We start from the raw sequence: 17,692 nt of genomic DNA, 5'->3' as shown, positions 1-17,692 counted from the left end.
TATCGGCTTTCAGCCCTTGCGTCGAGTGACCAGCCCCGCCGCCCAGCCGGCGAACAGCGCGATTCCCACCGCCAGCAGGCCATAGGCGATGCTGTGCTCCTGCGCGAAGCGCCACACCCCGCGCTCGAACCCGGTCTTGTCGATGACGATCGGCGTGGTGGAGCGCGCCAGCACCCGGCCCTTGCGGATCAGGTAGATTTCCGCGCGATATTCCCCCACCGGCACCGCGCTGGGAATGGGAATGCGCGCGCGATACAGCACATTCTCCGTCACGCGCACGCCGCCGGGCTGCTCGACATAAAGGCCCGCGCGCGCCCGGAGCGCCAGCAATCCGTCCTGAAAGGCGCGCGTCGTCGCCGGATCGACCGCGGTCGCCGGCGACAGTTGCAGGTGCTGCAGGCCGATCTCATAGATCGCCGCGTTGCGCTCATCCAACAGCTCGCGCACCGGCGCCGTCGTCGCCACCGCATAGAAGCCGGGCGCGCTCTCGAACCGCACGGCGCGCGTGTTCATCCAGATGCCGGCGATGCGCTCCTTCTGCCGCAGCGTCAGCGGCGCCGTCGGGCCGCGCACCACGATGGCGATCCCCGGCTCGTCCCCCGGCGTGCGCCCGCCGGGATACTGGATCGCGCCATAGATCAGCAGCTCCGCGCCGGCGAAGCGGTAACTGATGTCGATCCGGCTCTGCGACAGGTCGGTCACCAGCCGCGGCTCGGCCGCCAGCGCGGCGCCGGCCCACAGCAGCCACAGCAGCAACGCCCGGATCATGCCAGCAACTGGATCGAGAACAGCTCCGGCGGCCGCCAGGTCAGCTGCACCGCCAGCCGCACCGCCACCGCCAGCACCAGCAGCGCCAGGAACAGCCGCAGCCGTTCGGCGGGCAGCGTCTCCGCCGCCCGCGCCCCCAGCCGCGCCCCCACCACGCCGCCCAGCAGCAGCAGCACGGCAAGCACGATATCGACGGACTGGGACTGCGCGGCATGCAGCATCGTGCTGAACGCCGTCACGAACACGATCTGAAACAGGCTGGTGCCCACCACCACCGCGGCGCTCATCCCCAGCAGATAGAGCATCGCCGGCACCATGATGAAGCCGCCGCCCACCCCCAGGATCACCGTCAGCACGCCGACCGCCGCCCCCAGCAGGAAGGGCGCCAGCGGCGAGATGTAGAGGCCCGAGCGCGGGAATCGCATCCGCCACGGCAGCGCCGCCACCAGCGGATGATGCCGCCGCGCGCGCCGTTGCACCGGCAAACCGGCGTTTTGCCGGCGCATCGTGCCCAGCACCTCCCTCAGCATCAGCCCGCCGATGCCGCCCAGAAACAGCACATAGATGATGCCGATCGCCACATCGATCTGCCCCAGCGCCTTCAGCCAGGCAAAGACGATGCTGCCGATGACCGACCCCAGCAGCCCGCCGCCCACCATCACCGCGCCCATCTTCGGGTCCACGCCCCCCCGCCGCCAATAGGCCAGCGCGCCGGACACGCTGGACCCGGTGATCTGCGTCGCCGAGGAAGCGACCGCGATCGCCGGCGGAATGCCATAGAAGATCAGCAGCGGCGTCGTCAGAAAGCCGCCACCCACCCCGAACATGCCCGACAGGAACCCCACCCCGCCACCCAGCAGGATGATCAGCAACGCGTTCACGGACATTTCCGCAATCGGCAGATACAGGTCCATGCACTGTCTTTAGAAGCAGATGCGGCAGCGGGGCAAACCGGCACATCATGAAATTTTCAAGGAGGGCTGCCCGTGACCGAACCGCTGCTGATCGAATCGCACCGCGACGGCGCGCTGGAAATCGTCACCCTCAACCGCCCCGAGGTGCTGAACGCGCTCGACCGGCCGCTGATCGACGCGCTGAACACCTATTTCGAGGGGTTGGTCGAGCGGGACCCTGTCCGCGTCGTCATCCTGCGCGGGGAGGGCCGCGCCTTCTGCGCCGGGCTGGACCTGAAATCGCCGTCGAACAGCCTGCACACGGGCGTGCGCGCCGCGCTCGACGTGCAGCAGCGCATCGCCCGCATCGTCCAGCGCATGCGCCGCTGCCCGCAGCCGGTCATCGCCCTGGTGCAGGGCGCGGCCTGCGGCGGCGGCTTCAGCCTGGCGCTGGCGTCGGACGTGCGCATCGCCGCGCCCGACGCGCGGATGAACGCCGCCTACATCAACATCGGGCTGTCATCCTGCGACATCGGCTGTTCCTATCTGCTGCCGCGCCTGATCGGCGCCAGCGTCGCCGCCGAGCTGATGCTGACGGCGCGGTTTCTGACCGCCGAACGCGCCGAAAAACTGGGTTTCACCAGTGAAACGGTCGCGGCGGACAAATTGCTCGATACCGGCCTCGCGCTCGCCGACGAGATGCTGGCGAAAAATCCCATGGGCCTGCGCCTCACCAAACAGGGCCTGGCCATGAACATCGACGCGCCGAGCCTGGAGGCCGCCATGGCACTGGAGGACCGGCAGCAGGTGCTGCTGACCGCCACCGCCGATCACCGCGAGGCGATCGGCGCCTTCCTGGATAAACGCCCGCCCGCCTGGCGCGACAGCTGATCCGGAGTCATCGGCCGCAGGCCGCAAGCGCGACCGCGCGCCGGCGCCAATGCGCCGCCTTCTTCCGGCGAAGCCGGCCAAAAAATCCCGCAGGCCGCAAGCGCGACCGCGCGCCGGCGCCAATGCGCCGTCTTCTCCGGCGCCGCCGGTCAAAAGGGTTGGGCCGACGGTGCTTTCGCACCGCCGGCCCGCCTCTCGATTGCGACCTCAAGAGGTTTTCCGACCCTGAGGCTGTTCGACCCTGAACCTTATGCAAGCACGGCCTTCGGGCTGTTGCGGCGGCGCGCCGCCATGCCAACCAGGCCGAAGCCCGCGATCAGCATCGCCCAGGTCGCCGGTTCCGGCACCGCGCCGGCGGCGGCGATGTTGTCGAACTCGAAGCTGTTGCCGTTCGAGCCGAAGATCACCTGGTTCACCCGGTTGCCGCCGAAATCGAAATCCACCCGGCGGTTGGCCAGCGCCTCGGTCCAGCTGCCGTTCGGCACCACCGCGAACGCGCTGCCGCTGACCGTCTGGCTGTAACCGTTCGCGCCCTTGAAGGTGATCCAGTTGTAGGTGTCGATCGAGCCGGCATAGAGCGACAGCGACTTCAGGTTCGGCGTGTTCAGCGTCAGCGTCTGGCCCCCCAGCACCGCGGCATAGCGCGTGGCGTCACCGGCCGGAGCGGCGGCGATGCCCGAATGGCTGCCGACGAAGAGGTTCGGGCTGCTCGCAAAGCTGTAGCCCGCGGCGTTCGGAGCGTCGAAGGTGACGACCATCGACTGGCCGGCCGACAGCGGGGCGTCATAGGCCTGGCTGGTGACGGTGAGCGCCGAAGCGGCGGTGGCGGTGCCCAGCAGGGCGATGGCGAGAGCGAGCGTTTTCATGGGTCATGTCCTTTCGGTTGCCCGGCGGATATGACTGTTGCGCCCTTTACGTGCAAGTTAACGAATGTGACGTTAAGCACGAATATCAGCGATTTACCTTCTTTCACATTTAAGTTTTGCCGACGGCGTCAGGGTCGGTGCCGGCCGCGCCGAAACAGACATCAAGGTTTGACGGGTGCGAACGCCACCCCGCTGTTGGCCGCCACCCAGGCGATGACCGCATAGACCGCGCTGTTCTGCGCCAGCGCCGCCGGTTCCACCTTGTCCAGCGTGTCGTCCGGCGTGTGGTGCACGTCGAAATAATGCAGTCCGTCCTGCTGCGCCTCCAGCGTCGGCACGCCGGCCTCCGCCAGCGCCACCAGGTCCGGCCCGCCGCGATTGTCATTGTCGCGCGTGCCCGACACCCCCAGCGGCGCCACCAGCCGCACCATGTCGCGCACCACCGGCAGCGCCGCCTCGTTCACGCGCGACGAGATCTGGTACACCCGTCCGGCACCGAAATCGCTTTCCGCCGCCAGTGCGTGGACCTCGGCCTTGTGGGCCTCGGCATAGGCGCGGCCGCCAAAGATCCCCGGCTCCTCGGCACCGAACAGCACCACGCGGATCGTCCGTTTCGGTTTCAGCTTTGCGTCCAGGATCGTCTTTGCCGCGGCCACGACAATGGCACAGCCCGATGCATCGTCCTGCGCGCCGGTCGCCAGGTCCCAGGCGTCATAATGCCCGCCGATCAGCACCACCTCCTTGCCCAGCACCGGATCGCTGCCCGGGATCTCCGCCAGTACATTCTGGCTGGTGCCGGTGGTGATCCGGGGCGTCAGCACCAGCCGGATCGTCACCGGCCTGCCGCGCGCGAACACCCGGTCCAGCTGCTCGGCATCGGGCAGGCTCATCGCCGCGGCGGGAATCGGCGCCTGCCCGGCGTCCCAGCTGTTGCTGCCGGCATGGGGATTGCGCTGGTGATCAGTGCCCAGCGACCGGATCAGGATCGCCGCCGCCCCCTTTTTTGCGGCAATCGACGGCCCCGACCGTCGCACCGCGCCCGCCGCGCCATAGCTGCTGCCGTCCTGCGTGCGCACCATCGCGTGCGTGACATAGGCGATCCTGCCCGTCAGGCTGCCGTCGGGCACGGCGCGCAGATCGTCCAGGCTGGCAAAGCGCACCACCTCCGCCTCCAGCCCTTCGGGTGGCGTGGCGCCCGAACGCCCGAGCGCGGTGATGTGCAACGGCTGCGGGAAGGGCGCGGTGATGCTCGCCGTCTCCACGCCGCGATCGAAGCGCGGCATCGGAAAGCGCTCGCTGCGCACATTGCTGAACCCCATGGCCTTCAGCCGCGCCGTCAGCCAGGCCGCCGCCTTCGCCTCGCTCTCGGTCGCCGCCAGCCGCAGCGGCACCTCGGTGGTCATCGCCTCCAGAAACCTGTACGCCTCGCCATTGCCCAGCGCGGCGTCGCGCAGCTTCGCCGCGCTGTCCGCCGGCTCGGCGGCCTGGACGACGGACGACAGCAACAGGGCGGTCAACAGCAGCAGGCGCATCATCGTCACTTTCGGCCATGCCCTGCCCATGGCCCTTGTCGGCCGCTTGCACCGCATGCGCAAGGGGGTATTGCAGCGGCATGACACCCGTTCACATCATCGGCGGCGGCCTTGCCGGCAGCGAGGCCGCCTGGCAGCTGGCCGAGGCCGGCATTGCGGTCGTCATCCACGAAATGCGCGGCATCGAGGCGACGCCGGCCCACCACACCACGGACCTTGCCGAACTGGTCTGCTCCAACAGCTTCCGCAGCGACGATCCCGAACACAATGCCGTCGGCCTGCTGCATGCCGAGATGCGCGCCATGGAAAGCCTCATCCTGCGCGAGGCCGACAGGGCGCGGGTGCCCGCCGGCAGCGCGCTGGCCGTCGACCGCGAGCAGTTCGCAGCCGGCGTCACCGCCGCGCTGGCCGCCCATCCCAACGTCACCATCGTGCGCGAGCGCATCGATTCGCCGCCCGCCGGCTGGGGCCCCACCATCATCGCCACCGGGCCGCTGACCGCCGCGCCGCTGGCGGCGTATATCGCCAGCCTTACCGGCGAAGACCATCTCGCCTTCTTCGACGCCATCGCCCCCATCGTCCACGCCGACAGCATCGACCGCGGCATCGTGTGGGCGCAAAGCCGCTATGACAAGGGCGAGGCCGATTATCTCAACTGTCCGATGGACAAGGAGCAATATTACGCCTTCATCGAGGCCCTGCTGGCCGGCGAGAAGACCAGTTTCAAGGAATGGGAGGCGAACACCCCCTATTTCCAGGCCTGCATGCCGATCGAGGTGATGGCCGAACGCGGCCCGGAAACGCTGCGCTGGGGGCCGATGAAACCCGTCGGCCTGCGCGACCCGAGGTTCGGCAAGCGCCCCTGGGCGGTGGTGCAGCTGCGGCAGGACAATGCCATGGCGACGCTGTTCAACATCGTCGGCTTCCAGACCAAGCTGAAGCATGCCGAACAGGTCCGCATCTTCCGCACCATCCCCGGCCTGGAACAGGCCGAGTTCGCCCGCCTGGGCGGCCTGCACCGCAACAGCTTCATCCGCTCGCCACTGCTGCTGGATGACCGGCTGCGCCTGCGCGCCGAGCCGAGGCTTCGCTTCGCCGGCCAGATCACGGGGTGCGAGGGCTATGTCGAAAGCGCGGCGATTGGCCTGCTGGCGGGCCGTTTCACGGCCGCCGATCTGCGGGGTGCGACGCTGCCGCCCCCGCCGCCGACCACCGCCATCGGGGCGCTGCTGCACCACATCACCGGCGGTGCGGAGGCCGACAGCTTCCAGCCGATGAACGTCAACTTCGGCCTGTTCCCGCCGCTGCACGACATCCACAAGAAAAGCCGCAAGGCCGCCCACGCCGCCCGCGCCCGCGCCGCGCTGGCGGACTGGCTGAACGCCTGACACGGAAAAGCCCGCCGGCATCGTTGCCGACGGGCCTTTCCCTCCCCATGAGGTCGATCAGAACTTGGTCTTCACCGTGATGCCATAGGTGCGCGGTTCGCCCAGGAAGCTGGAGAACAGCGTGTTGCCGACCGTGCCCAGGCCACGCTCCACCAGGCCGGCGGAGCCGCCGCCCTGCAGCGGGGTGTTGAAGCCGACCTGGGTGAACTTCTCGTTCAGCAGGTTCTGCGCCCAGGCTTCCACCGACCAGCGCTTGTCCTTGCCGTTCAGGCCGACCCGCGCATTGACCACGGCAAAGCCCTGCTGCGTCTTTTCCGGGAACAAGTCGGACCCGGTGCGGATTTCGGACTGATAACGCATGTCGACATAGAAGAGCGCGCTCATCCCGGTGTCGCCGATCGGCGGCATCCAGGCGAAGCTGGTCGTGGCGACATAGAGCGGCGCGTTCGACAGCCGCTCACCCGGCAGCAGCGCCAGCGCACCCGGCAGCGGCCGGCCGTTGAGGCCCACCAGCGGCTTGCGATATTTGGTGTCGGCGACCGTCAGGCCCAGGTTGAACACGACATTGTCGATCGGGAAGATGTTGGCCTCGATCTCCACGCCCTTGCTGACCACGCCGGCCTTGGTGTCACCGGGTGCGCAGCTGCCGTTCGCCGCCAGCGCGGTCTTGCAGCCCGTGGTGTTCTCCACCAGGAAGTTCACCCCGTTGAAGGTGTTCAGCTGGAAGTTGGAGAACTCCTGATAGAAGCCGGCGATGTTCAGGTTGAACTCGCGGCCACGCAGCTTGGCGCCCAGCTCGAAGGCGTTCACTGTCTCCGGCTCGAACGTCAGCTGGTTGATGTTCGGCGCGGACGGCAGCAGCGCCGAGCGGTCGAGGTTGAAACCCCCGGCCTTGTAGCCGCGCGAGTAGCTGGCATAGGTCAGCAGGCGGTCGGTGGGCTTGAAGCTGACCACCACGGTGCCGCTGAACTTGTCCTCTTTCTTGATGCCGGTGTAGGCGCCGTTCACCCGGTTGTTGATGACGCAGGGAAGCGTCGCCAGGCCCGCCAGGGCCGGGTTGGTCTGGATGGCGCCGCACAGCGGGTTGCCGACGCTGGCCAGGTTGGCGAACACTTCCTTGCGCTCGTTGGTGTAGCGCGCGCCCAGCGTCAGCGACAGCTTGTCGGTGATGTCGATGACATTGTGCGTGAAGAAGGCATAGTTGCGGCTGTTCTGGCGGTAGCGGTCATTCAGCCCGTCACCCACCAGCGAGTTGCCCGGCTGGCCCACGGCCGCCGCCACCGCATCATAGCCGAACAGCCCCGGAACCGTCAGCCCGGCAAACAGCCGCGCAGGCCCGCGCAGGCCTGCCAGCGCAGGCACATCGGGAATGGCCGCCGCCACGGTCTGGCTAATGCAGCCCGGTTGCGACGTGCTGAGCAGCCCGGGCAGACCGATGGACGCCGCAACCCCCGACAGCCCATTGACCACCAGGCAGTTGGCATAACGCTGATAGTCGGCGCCATAGGCCAGGTTGTCGGTCACATCCAGCTTCTCGTCGGCGTAATAGCCGCCGACCAGCCAGTCGAGCCGGTCATCGAACGCCGTGCCGTTCAGCCGCAGTTCCTGGCTGAAGGTGCGGAACTGCCGCTTCGCGCCACCGGGGCGATAGAGCACGTCCAGCGCCATGAAGTCGGCGTCCTGGCCGCTCGTCACCTTCCAGTCGCGATAGGCGGTGATGCTGGTCAGCTTGGTGTCGCCGAACTGCCAGTTCAGCTCGCCGCTGAAGCCATAATCCTTGACGTCGGACTGATAGCCGCGGCCGGGGGTGATCGCTGTCTCCCGCTTGTACCGGTCGGCGATCTGGATGTTGCCGCCCAGCTGGTTGAGGATGTTCAGCACCGAATTGGCGTTCGGCAGGAACACCACATTGCCCGACGCGTCGCGCGTCGTGGTGCCGAACGGCGTGTCATAGGTGGAGGCGCAGCACTCCTCCTTGCGGCTGGCATAGTCGGCGGTCAGCAGGATCGAGACATCGTCGGTCGGCTCGAACAGCACCTTGCCGCGCAGCAGGTAACGGTCGCGGTTGTTCAGGCCGCGGCCCGAGGTCAGGTCCTTGATGAAGCCGTCGCGCTTCGTATAGACGCCGTCCAGCCGCACCGCGATCTTGTCGGTCAGGCCGCCGGTGATGCCGCCGGCCACGCGCCAATAGTCATAATTGCCATAGCTGACCTCGGCGTTGCCCTGCGTCTCGAACTTCGGCTGCGCGGTGATGACGTTGATCAGGCCGGCGCTGGCGTTGCGGCCGAACAGCGTGCCCTGCGGGCCGCGCAGCACCTCGATGCGGTCGATCTCGCCCAGCTCCGTCAGGCCGACGCCCGAGCGGCTGCGATAGACGCCGTCGATGAACACCGCGACCGAGCTTTCCAGGCCGGGGTTGTCGCCCACGGTGCCGATGCCGCGGATCCGCGCCACGCCGGCGCCGGCTTCGGAACTGGTCGAGGAGACGAGCAGCGACGGCGACAGCTGGTTCAGCTGGCGAATGTCGGTCGCACCGGAATTCTGCAGCGATTCCGCCGTCACCGCGCTGACCGCGATCGGCACGTCGGACAGGCGCTGCGCGCGCTTGGTCGCGGTCACGATGATTTCGCCCGGATTTTCATCCGCCGCCACGGGCTGGGTGGCGGGCGCCGTCTGCGCGTGGGCCGCGCCGGCAAAAGCGAGCAGTGCCGCGGAGGTCAAAAGAAGGCTGCGCAAATTATCTCTCCCAAGGATCGCGGCATGATAGCCGACTGTTCATTAGTTGAGCGCCGCCTATTGCCTGCCCGATGCGCGCGCAAGCATTGCTGCATTGCAACACTGCATGCCGTGCCCTACCTGTTGCATCCTTGCATCAGTCCCCGGCCCGCAGCGTCAGTGCCCGGATCGCCAGCGCCCCCAGAAGATAGGCAAGCCCGGCCGCCACGAACAGCGGCAGGTAACCGATCCCCGTTTCCAGCAGCCAGCCGACCAGCAGCTGCACCACCGCACCGGCGACATTGCCCGCCAGCGCCCCCAGCGCCACCACCGAGGCGACGCGCCGCGCCGGAAAGGCATCGATCACGGTCGCGAACAGGTTGGTGGAAAAACCCTGGTGCGCGAACAGCACCAGCCCCACCATCAGCACCGACACCCACAGCTGCGCGGTGAACAGCGCGATCGGCGCCACCAGCGCCAGCGTGCCATAGGTGAACAGCACCCGCAGCCGCGCGTCCTTCACCGGCATCCCGCGCAGGATCAGCCGCTGCGCCAGCATGCCGCCGCTGACCGACCCCAGCGCCGCCAGCACATAGACCCCCGCGACCGGCAGCGCGACTTCGCTGACCGTCAGGCTGAAGGTGCGCATGAAGAAATCCGGCGCCCAGAACATCATCAGCCACCAGACGCTGTCGGTCAGCGCCTTTGCCAGCGCGAACCCCGCCACCCGCCGGTCGCGGAGCAGGTCGAACCAGCGGTCCGCCGGCTCGTGCACCAAAGAGGCTTCGGGCGTCGGCACCACACCCGCCAGGGAAGGCGCCGCCGGCCGCACCAGCAGCCACACCACCAGCCACACGAACCCCGCCACCGCGGTCACGATGAAGGCGTTGCGCCAGCCGAACGCGATCGCCATCGCCGGAATCGCCAGCGGCGTGATGATCGCGCCGATGTTGGACGCGCTGTTGGCGATCCCCATGGCCAGGCTGCTCTCGCGCGGCGGGAAATAGGTGGCGACCGCCTTGATCGCCGCCGGCGTGTTCACGCTCTCCGACCCGCCCAGCGCGATCCGCAACCCCACCATGCCGGCAAAACTCTGCACAAAGGCATGCAGCAGCGTGAAGAAGGACCAGACGCCGACCCCGACGGCATAGCCGATGCGCACGCCGGCGCGGTCCACGAACCAGCCGGCGAACAGGTAACTGACCGCCGCCCCGATCTGGAACCAGAAGGCCAGGCGCGCATACAGCGTGTCGCCCCAGCCGAACTCCGCCTCGATGAAGGGCTTTAAGAGCGCGATCATCTGCCGGTCGAAATTGTTGATGATCGTCGCCACCACCACCAGCGCCAGGATCGCCCAGCGGGTCGAACTCAGCGGGCTGCTGTCCGTCAACTGGCTGTGCGCCCCTCCGGTTACCGACATGCTTGCGCTCTCCCCTCACGCCCGTTAGCCCGCAGGGATAACCGCGGCGCGCCATCAATCAATGTCAGCGCCGCAACATGGGGAGGAAGCGCGATGCGGCTGGCAGGAAAAGTGGCCCTGGTAACGGGCGCGGCGTCGGGCCTCGGCCTCGCCATGACCCGGCGCTTCGTCGCCGAAGGCGCGCGCGTGCTGCTGACCGACATCAACGCCGACGGCGCCGCCCGCGAAGCCGCCGCGCTCGGCCAGGCCAGCTTCGCGCATGACGTGACGGACGAGGCACAATGGCAGGCGGCGGTCGCCTTCGCTGTCGAGACCTTCGGCGCCCTGCACATCCTGGTCAACAACGCCGGCATCGGCACGCCGGGCACGGTCGAGGACACCAGCCTCGAAAGCTGGCGCCGCGTCCACGCCATCGACCTGGACGGCGTCTTCCTCGGCTGCAAGCACGGCGTTCCCGCCATCGCCGCCACCAACGCGCGGGACGGCACGCGCGGCAGCATCCTCAACATCAGCAGCATCGCCGGCGTCATCGCCAGCGGGCAGATGGCCGCCTACAACAGCGCCAAGGCCGGCGTCCGCCACCTGACCAAATCCGTCGCGCTGCACTGCGCGAAGAAAAACTACCGCATCACCTGCAACAGCGTCCACCCCGCCTTCGTGGACACGCCCATCCTGGACAATTTCGGCACCGACAAGGAAGCGACGCTGGCCAAACTCGGCCGCCAGATCCCGCTCGGCACGGTGGGAGAGCCAGACGACGTCGCCCACGCCGCCGTCTACCTGGTCAGCGACGAAGCCAAATTCGTCACCGGCGCCGAACTCTGGATCGATGGGGGGATTAGTGCGCAATAATCCGACCCGCCCAAGCTCCTCGCGCCACGAAGACTCCCACGTGTACAGCGGGCATGGGGTTATGATGGCAACGAGCGGGCGCGCGCATCTTGCAACCCGTTTCAATACCTCCGTACATCAGGCGTTTGAACATTATAAAACTACTTCTTCCTTTTAGACCATATGAGCGTCATTGCCAAACCACCAACTAGCGCCAAACACATGATCACTATAATTGTCCACCTACCCGCTGTGCCAGGGTTGGTGATCAGATAGGCACATGTGAATGATATTGCCGCCGCAAATAGCGCAATTTTGGTATCAACAATACTATAATATTCATTTTTGTGGTGATAGATTATTTTGACCAACAGGAAGCCAACGAACGGAATAATTACAAATACTGAATAATATATTGAAGTCGGCAGATATTTGCTAAACATCTCAAAAAGAATCAAAAGCAGGATTTGCACCACGCCAACCAATAAATATGCCTGCGCACGAGATCTGCTCATCACATTTGATGTTCCTGTTTTACCCAAAATTTCTGTTGCACTGATCAGTTCAAATTGCGGCAACGGTTTGCTAAGTGAACAGACTTTAGCTTGGATATAGTCTCGGAATGCCGCCAACTCATTTCACGAAACGCCCCAATTCTCCACGCTCAAGCCCGGGATATCCTTGAAATCGCCCGGATTCAGGGTCGCCAGCGGCAGGTCGTGGACGATGGCTGTCGCCGCGATCATGCAGTCGATCACCTTGCGCCGCGAAAAGCCCGACGCTTCAACGATCGCGCGATAGACCCGCACGGCGTCGCGTTGAAAAGGCAACACGCGCACCTGCGTCAGCAACAGGTCCAGCCGCGCACGCCGGCGGGACGACTGGGCGGGGTCGCTGACGACCCCACCCTCCAACTCGATTTCGGTCACGACGGAGATGGACGCCACCGTCCATTCGGCGGCACGCAGCAGAATGGCCGGATGGGCGTCGCGGATCGGAATGGCCGCGCTGGTGTCGAGCAGGATCAAAGACCCGGCCGTTCCGGCGGCTCCGGCCCGATACGCTCCTCGACATAATCGGGCGCCGGCAAGGTCGCCAATTTACGCAGCATCTGCTGAAACGGCGTCAGCTCTTCCTTCTCGGCCACCGGAGTGACGACCAACTCCGCGCCCCGGCGCTCCAGCCGCACGGCCCGGCCGACACCAAAACCATAGCCTTTTGGTAACCGCAGCGCCTCGCTGTTGCCGGACTTGAAGGTGCGCGTGTTGAGTGCGGCCATGGTATATCCTCCAACCATGTATATACGAACAATCGGGCAGCCTGTCCACAGACCTCTCAATGGCCGCCAACAAGCCGGCACAAACAGCTTGTCAAATCCGTTGTCCTGTGATAACCATATCGGTATCACGCCGTTTCGTTCCATCCGCCATCCACACCGCGCGACTCTGTTGAAAACCCCCATCTCTGCTAAGCCGTTGATTCAGGCTGTCACTTTTTTCGACAAACCTTCCATAAACCTACAGCCCCTGCGCGGCCAAGCCGCGCGAAACGAACAGCGCCGCGTGTGGAGAGAGCGACAAGAAGGGAAGTAAAGAACAAAAAGCGTGGCAAAGCCACGCTGTCGGCCGGGCTCGTCGGGCAAGCCCTCCGCCCCGCCGGCCAGGCACCGGCGGGAGTCGAGCCGTTTCAGAAAATTGCTGCGCAATTTTCCTCCAACGGCTACGCCCCGCCGGGCCATGGCCAAACTCTATTTCTACTATGCCAGCATGAACGCCGGCAAATCCACCACCCTGCTCCAGGCCGCCTTCAACTATGCCGAACGGGGCCTGCGAACCGCCCTCTTCACCGCCGCCATCGACACGCGGGCGGGTGTCGGCCGCATCGCCAGCCGCATCGGCCTCGACTCCCCCGCCACGCCGTTCGACGCGACGACCGACCTGTTCGAGGCCATCATCAACCGCGCCCCACCGGTCGATTGCGTGCTGGTGGACGAGGCCCAGTTCCTGACGCACGCCCAGGTGCTCGACCTCGCCCGGCTGGTGGACGAGCGCGACCTCCCCGTCGTCGCCTATGGCCTGCGCACCGATTTCCAGGGCCGGCTGTTCGAAGGCAGCGCCGCCCTGCTCGCGCTCGCCGACAACCTGATCGAGCTGAAGGGCATCTGCCACTGCGGGCGGAAGGCAACGATGAACGCCCGCGTCGACGCTCAGGGCCGCATGGTGCGTGATGGCGAGCAGACCGAAATCGGCGGCAACGACCGCTATGTCGCGCTCTGCCGCCGCCACTTCATGTCGGGAAAGCTCGCTTGACGGCAGCCGGCCGACGCGCGACAGATGCGGCAGGGGCGCATCGCGGATGAAAGTGCAGCCATGCTGAAACCCCTTCCCCTGCTTGCCATTCTGCTGACCATGGGCGCCCCCGCGCTCGCCCAGCCCGCCAAGGTGATCGAGGCGCGCCAAGCCAATTTCAAGGCCATGGGCCGCGCCATGAAGGCGATGGGCGACGAGTTTCGCGGCGGCTCGCCCGACATCGCCGTGTTCCGCACCAACGCCGCCACGCTGAACCGGCTCGCCCCCGATCTGCCCAAATGGTTCCCCGCCGGCAGCGGCACGGGCGCCAAGACAGAGGCTAAGGCCGACATCTGGAGCAAGCCGGGCGACTTCGCCAAGGCCGCCGCCAATTTCGCCGCCGCCGCCAATGCGCTTAACACGGCGGCCGCGGGCACCGACATCGCCGCGGTCGGCGCCGCGCTGCGCGCCACCGGCGGCACCTGCAAGGCGTGCCACGACCAGTTCCGCGAGGAAAAGAAATAGCCGCATGGCCCGCCTGTGGGACGCGCCGGTCCGCATCGTCCACTGGAGCCTCGTTCTGCTGATCCCGGCGATGTGGTGGACGGCGGAGGAAGGCAAGATGGAGCGGCATGTCCAGCTCGGCCTGGTTGCGCTCGGCCTCGTCGTCTTCCGTATCGTCTGGGGTTTCGTCGGCAGCGAGCCGGCGCGCTTCCGCAGCTTCGTACGCGGGCCGGGCGCCATTCTCGGCTACCTGCGCGGGCGGATCAACCCGGTCGGCCATTCGCCCCTTGGTGCTCTCAGCATCATTGCGCTGCTGACGCTGCTCGTCGTTCAGATGGCGCTGGGGCTGGTGGCGCAGGATGTCGACGGGCTGTTTTCCGGCCCGCTCAGCCACCTGGTCAGCTATGACACCTCAGAGGCGGCGCGCGAATGGCACCATCGCGGGTTCGACCTGCTGCTGTGGCTGATCGGGCTGCACCTCGCCGCCATCCTCTTCTACGCCGTGGTGCGCCGGCGCAACCTGGTGACGGCAATGCTGACCGGCCGGCGCGACATCCCGCCGAACACACCCGCGCCGCGCATGGCCCCGGCCTGGGCGGGCGTGCCGGTCGCGGTTGTCGCCGCCGGCCTCGCCTGGTGGATTGGCAGGGGCGCGCCCGGTATCGGCTGAATTGCCAAGCGCACCGCCGGCGGGCACAAGGCCACCCATGTCACGCACCGTCGCCCAGACCATCGTCGATGCCCTGATCGCAGCGAACGTCACCCACGCCTTCGCCGTGCCGGGCGAATCCTACCTTGCCGTCCTCGATGCGCTGCACGATGTCCGCGACCGGCTGCGCCTGGTCACCTGCCGGCACGAGGCTGCGGCCGCCAACATGGCCGAAGCCTATGGCAAGTTGCGGGGCACCCCCGGCGTCGCCATGGTGACGCGCGGCCCCGGCGCCACCCACGCCGCCATCGGGCTTCATACCGCGCAGCAGGACAGCACGCCGATGCTGCTGCTGGTCGGCCAGGTCGGCACCGACATGCTCGGCCGCGAAGCCTTTCAGGAAGTGGATTACACCGCCGTCTTCGGCACCATCGCCAAGCGCGTCATTACCATCGACCGCCCCGACCGCACCGCCGAACTGATGGCGGCGGCGCTGTCCGCCGCCGCCAGCGGCCGCCCCGGCCCGGTGGTGGTGGTGTTGCCGGAGGACCAGCTGTCCGAACCCGCCGTCCACCCCGCCGTCGCCCCCGCCCGCATCGCCCCGCCCGCGCCAGACGCAGCCGCGCTCGCCGAAATCCACGCCCGCCTCGCCGCCGCTCAGCGCCCGCTGCTGCTGCTCGGCGGCCCCGGCGTCAGCGCGCAACAGGTTGCCGATGCCTGCCGCTTCGCCGAAGCCTGGCAAATGCCCGTCGTCACCAGTTGGCGCCGCAAGGACCGCTTCGACAACCGCCACCCGCTCTACGCCGGCGAACTCGGCCTGGGCGCTAACCCCGCGCTCGTCACCCGCGTGAAAGCCGCCGACCTGCTGTTGTGCGTCGGCGCCCGCCTCGGCGAAAACCCCAGCCAGGCCTACACCCTCTTCACCCCCGAAAGCGCCGCCCGCACCCTGGTCCACATCCACCCGGACCCGCTGGCCTTGGGCCGCGTCTGGCAACCAGCCCTCGCCCTCCACGCCGACATCGGCGCCACGCTGAGCGCACTGGCCAAGCTCCTCCCCTGCGAAGCGGGGGAGGTGGCACGAGCGCAGCGAGTGACGGAGGGGGCCCGCGCCGATTATCTCGCCTGGACCACCCCCACCAGCGTGCAGTCCGGCCCCAACCCCGCCGCCATCATCGCCCACCTCTCCGAAACGCTCCCCGCCGATACCATCTTCGCCAACGGCGCCGGCAATTTCGCCGCCTGGCTGCACCGCTTCCACCACCACCGCGCAGCCGGCACGCAGCTCGCCCCCACCTCCGGCGCGATGGGCTATGGCGTCCCCGCCGGCATCGCCGCCGCCATCCTGCATCCGGACCGCACCGTGGTGGTCGTCGCCGGCGATGGCGATTTCCTGATGTCGGGCAACGAACTCGCCACCTGCGCGCATGAGGACGCGCGGCCGATCTTTGTCGTGCTGGACAATGGCCAGTACGGCACCATCCGCATGCACCAGGCCCGCGACTTCAGCGGCCGGCAGAGCGGCACGCGCCTGACCAACCCCGATTTCGCCGCCTTCGCCCGCAGCTTCGGCCTGCACGGCGAAACCGTCACCACCACCGGGGCCTTCCCCGATGCGCTTGCCCGCGCCCGCGCCGCGGGCAGCGCCGCGCTGATCCACATCCTGACCGACCCGCAGGAAATCGGACCCGGCCGGCGGCTGGCGGACGGCGCATGATCAGCCCGGCGGAAGCGGCCGCGCTGGCGTCCATCGATCCCGCCACCATGCTGGCCCAGGTCGAGGCCTGGTGCGCCATCAACAGCGGCAGCCGCAACCTCGCCGGCCTCGAAACCACCGCCGCCACCCTCGCCGCCGCCTTCGCGGCGCTCGGCACCATGGCCTTCGTCGACCCCGCTCCCGCCACCCAGATGACCGCCGACGGTCAGGAACGCCCGCTGCCCCACGGCCGCAACCTCCACCTGTCCGTCCGCCCGAACGCCGCCACCCGCGTACTGCTCACCGGTCACATGGATACGGTGTTTGCCGTCGATCACCCCTTCCAGTCCTTGCGCTGGCTCGACGGCAACACCCTGAACGGCCCCGGCGTCGCCGACATGAAGGGTGGGATTGCCGTCATGCTCGCCGCGCTGGCGGCTTTCGAATCCAGCCCCGACGCCTCACGCCTCGGCTATGAAATCATCCTCAACGCAGACGAGGAAGTCTCCTCCCTCGGCTCCGCCCCGCTGCTCGCCGCCGCCGCGGCCCGCGTCCACCTGGCACTGACCTATGAACCCTCGGCGCTGCCCGATGGCACCCTCGCCGGCGCCCGCCCCGGCAGCGGCAACTTCTCCGTCCACCTCGCCGGCCGCTCTGCACACGCCGGGCGCAACCCGCAGGATGGCCGCAACGCCATCGTTGCCGCCGCCGACCTGGCGCTCCGCCTTGCCGCGCTCCGCTCGCCCGAGCTGAAAGTGAATGTCGCGAAGATCGACGGCGGCGCGCCGAACAATGTCGTGCCGGACAACGCCGTGCTCCGCGTCAACCTTCGTCCCTCCACGCCACAAGCGCAGGCCGAGGCCAGCGCTGCCATGGACGCGGCGATCGCCGCCGTCGCCCTCGCGCACGATGTCAGCGCCCATCGCCATGGCGGCTTCGCCCGTCCGCCAAAACCGCTGGACGAGAACCAGCTCCGCCTGTTCCACCTGGTGCGCGATACCGGCACCGACCTCGGCCTGAATATCGCCTGGCAGCCCGCCGGCGGCGTCTGCGACGGCAACAACCTCGCCGCCACCGGCCTTGCCGTGGTGGACACGCTGGGCGTGCGCGGCGGCGCCATCCACAGCGACGCCGAATTTCTGCTGGTGGACAGCCTCGCCGAACGCGCGCGCCTCTCCGCCCTCCTGCTCATGCGCCTTGCCGCGCGGGGCTTCCCCCGCGCCGCATAGCCGCAACCCTTGCGATTCACGGACG

The 17,692-nt window shown here is 67.6% G+C and carries 16 protein-coding genes and 1 pseudogene; 8 read left to right on the top strand and 9 right to left on the bottom strand.

Annotated elements, in window-relative coordinates:
• Positions 1-9 precede the first annotated feature (9 nt).
• Both H3309_RS00410 and H3309_RS00405 read right to left on the bottom strand, forming a co-directional pair.
• Positions 10-768 (bottom strand): TIGR02186 family protein, encoded by a 759-nt coding sequence (locus H3309_RS00410; RefSeq protein ID WP_182296447.1) that lies wholly within the window; start codon positions 766-768, stop codon positions 10-12.
• Positions 765-1,682, bottom strand: coding sequence for a sulfite exporter TauE/SafE family protein (locus tag H3309_RS00405; RefSeq protein WP_182296445.1), 918 nt, complete (start codon positions 1,680-1,682; stop codon positions 765-767). Before H3309_RS00405 ends, H3309_RS00410 begins: the two co-directional genes overlap by 4 nt.
• A gap of 72 nt (positions 1,683-1,754) precedes the next feature.
• On the opposite strand from H3309_RS00405, the gene H3309_RS00400 reads away from it, so the two are divergent.
• Positions 1,755-2,552: an enoyl-CoA hydratase/isomerase family protein gene (locus tag H3309_RS00400; protein WP_182296443.1), complete on the top strand. Its 798-nt coding sequence runs from the start codon at positions 1,755-1,757 to the stop codon at positions 2,550-2,552.
• 248 nt (positions 2,553-2,800) lie between these two features.
• Here H3309_RS00400 and H3309_RS17860 read toward each other — a convergent pair.
• Positions 2,801-3,259: pseudogene (locus tag H3309_RS17860) on the bottom strand (PEPxxWA-CTERM sorting domain-containing protein); the annotation flags it as partial.
• Between the two features lie 320 nt (positions 3,260-3,579).
• Positions 3,580-4,953, bottom strand: coding sequence for a M20/M25/M40 family metallo-hydrolase (locus H3309_RS00390; protein WP_182296439.1), 1,374 nt, complete (start codon positions 4,951-4,953; stop codon positions 3,580-3,582).
• Between the two features lie 77 nt (positions 4,954-5,030).
• Between H3309_RS00390 and trmFO the strand changes: the two genes are divergently transcribed.
• Positions 5,031-6,338 (top strand): methylenetetrahydrofolate--tRNA-(uracil(54)-C(5))-methyltransferase (FADH(2)-oxidizing) TrmFO, encoded by a 1,308-nt coding sequence (trmFO, locus tag H3309_RS00385; protein ID WP_182296438.1) that lies wholly within the window; start codon positions 5,031-5,033, stop codon positions 6,336-6,338.
• Positions 6,339-6,395: 57 nt separating this feature from the next.
• Here trmFO and H3309_RS00380 read toward each other — a convergent pair whose 3' ends face one another.
• Together H3309_RS00380 and H3309_RS00375 are read right to left on the bottom strand one after the other, a co-directional pair.
• A complete protein-coding gene (locus tag H3309_RS00380) occupies positions 6,396-9,074 on the bottom strand; it encodes a TonB-dependent receptor (protein ID WP_182296436.1) in 2,679 nt (892 codons plus the stop codon).
• 136 nt (positions 9,075-9,210) lie between these two features.
• On the bottom strand, positions 9,211-10,473 hold the full coding sequence (locus tag H3309_RS00375; RefSeq protein ID WP_182296434.1) for an MFS transporter: 1,263 nt from the start codon (positions 10,471-10,473) through the stop codon (positions 9,211-9,213).
• A 93-nt stretch (positions 10,474-10,566) separates the two neighbouring features.
• Here H3309_RS00375 and H3309_RS00370 point away from each other — a divergent pair, with 93 nt between their 5' ends.
• On the top strand, positions 10,567-11,325 hold the full coding sequence (locus H3309_RS00370; RefSeq protein ID WP_182296432.1) for a glucose 1-dehydrogenase: 759 nt from the start codon (positions 10,567-10,569) through the stop codon (positions 11,323-11,325).
• Between the two features lie 140 nt (positions 11,326-11,465).
• Here the strand turns inward: H3309_RS00370 and H3309_RS00365 are convergent, their stop codons facing one another.
• Genes H3309_RS00365 through H3309_RS00355 form a run of 3 tightly spaced genes read right to left on the bottom strand, consistent with a single transcriptional unit; the run spans position 11,466 to position 12,583 of the window.
• The gene (locus tag H3309_RS00365; RefSeq protein ID WP_182296430.1) at positions 11,466-11,936 is read right to left on the bottom strand and encodes a hypothetical protein; all 471 of its coding nucleotides are present in this window, start codon (positions 11,934-11,936) and stop codon (positions 11,466-11,468) included.
• Between the two features lie 6 nt (positions 11,937-11,942).
• Entirely contained in the window at positions 11,943-12,332 is a 390-nt protein-coding gene (locus tag H3309_RS00360) for a PIN domain-containing protein (RefSeq protein ID WP_182296428.1), read from the bottom strand.
• Positions 12,329-12,583: an antitoxin gene (locus H3309_RS00355; protein WP_182296426.1), complete on the bottom strand. Its 255-nt coding sequence runs from the start codon at positions 12,581-12,583 to the stop codon at positions 12,329-12,331. Before H3309_RS00355 ends, H3309_RS00360 begins: the two co-directional genes overlap by 4 nt.
• A gap of 457 nt (positions 12,584-13,040) precedes the next feature.
• Between H3309_RS00355 and H3309_RS00350 the strand changes: the two genes are divergently transcribed.
• The 5 genes from H3309_RS00350 to H3309_RS00330 are packed head-to-tail and all read left to right on the top strand — an operon-like array spanning position 13,041 to position 17,667.
• Complete coding sequence (locus H3309_RS00350) at positions 13,041-13,613, top strand: thymidine kinase (protein WP_182296424.1); 573 nt, start codon at positions 13,041-13,043, stop codon at positions 13,611-13,613.
• A gap of 60 nt (positions 13,614-13,673) precedes the next feature.
• Positions 13,674-14,117 (top strand): c-type cytochrome, encoded by a 444-nt coding sequence (locus tag H3309_RS00345; protein WP_182296422.1) that lies wholly within the window; start codon positions 13,674-13,676, stop codon positions 14,115-14,117.
• Between the two features lie 4 nt (positions 14,118-14,121).
• Positions 14,122-14,766, top strand: coding sequence for a cytochrome b/b6 domain-containing protein (locus tag H3309_RS00340; RefSeq protein ID WP_182296421.1), 645 nt, complete (start codon positions 14,122-14,124; stop codon positions 14,764-14,766).
• A gap of 37 nt (positions 14,767-14,803) precedes the next feature.
• Positions 14,804-16,459: a thiamine pyrophosphate-dependent enzyme gene (locus H3309_RS00335; protein WP_182296419.1), complete on the top strand. Its 1,656-nt coding sequence runs from the start codon at positions 14,804-14,806 to the stop codon at positions 16,457-16,459.
• Entirely contained in the window at positions 16,456-17,667 is a 1,212-nt protein-coding gene (locus H3309_RS00330; RefSeq protein WP_182296417.1) for a hydrolase, read from the top strand. Before H3309_RS00335 ends, H3309_RS00330 begins: the two co-directional genes overlap by 4 nt.
• The last annotated feature ends 25 nt before the right edge of the window (positions 17,668-17,692 follow it).

It is taken from the genome of Sandaracinobacteroides saxicola (genome assembly GCF_014117445.1).
Lineage (GTDB): Bacteria > Pseudomonadota > Alphaproteobacteria > Sphingomonadales > Sphingomonadaceae > Sandaracinobacteroides_A > Sandaracinobacteroides_A saxicola.
The sequence above is the reverse complement of the archived record's forward strand: the minus strand, read 5'-3'. Positions and strand labels throughout refer to the sequence as shown.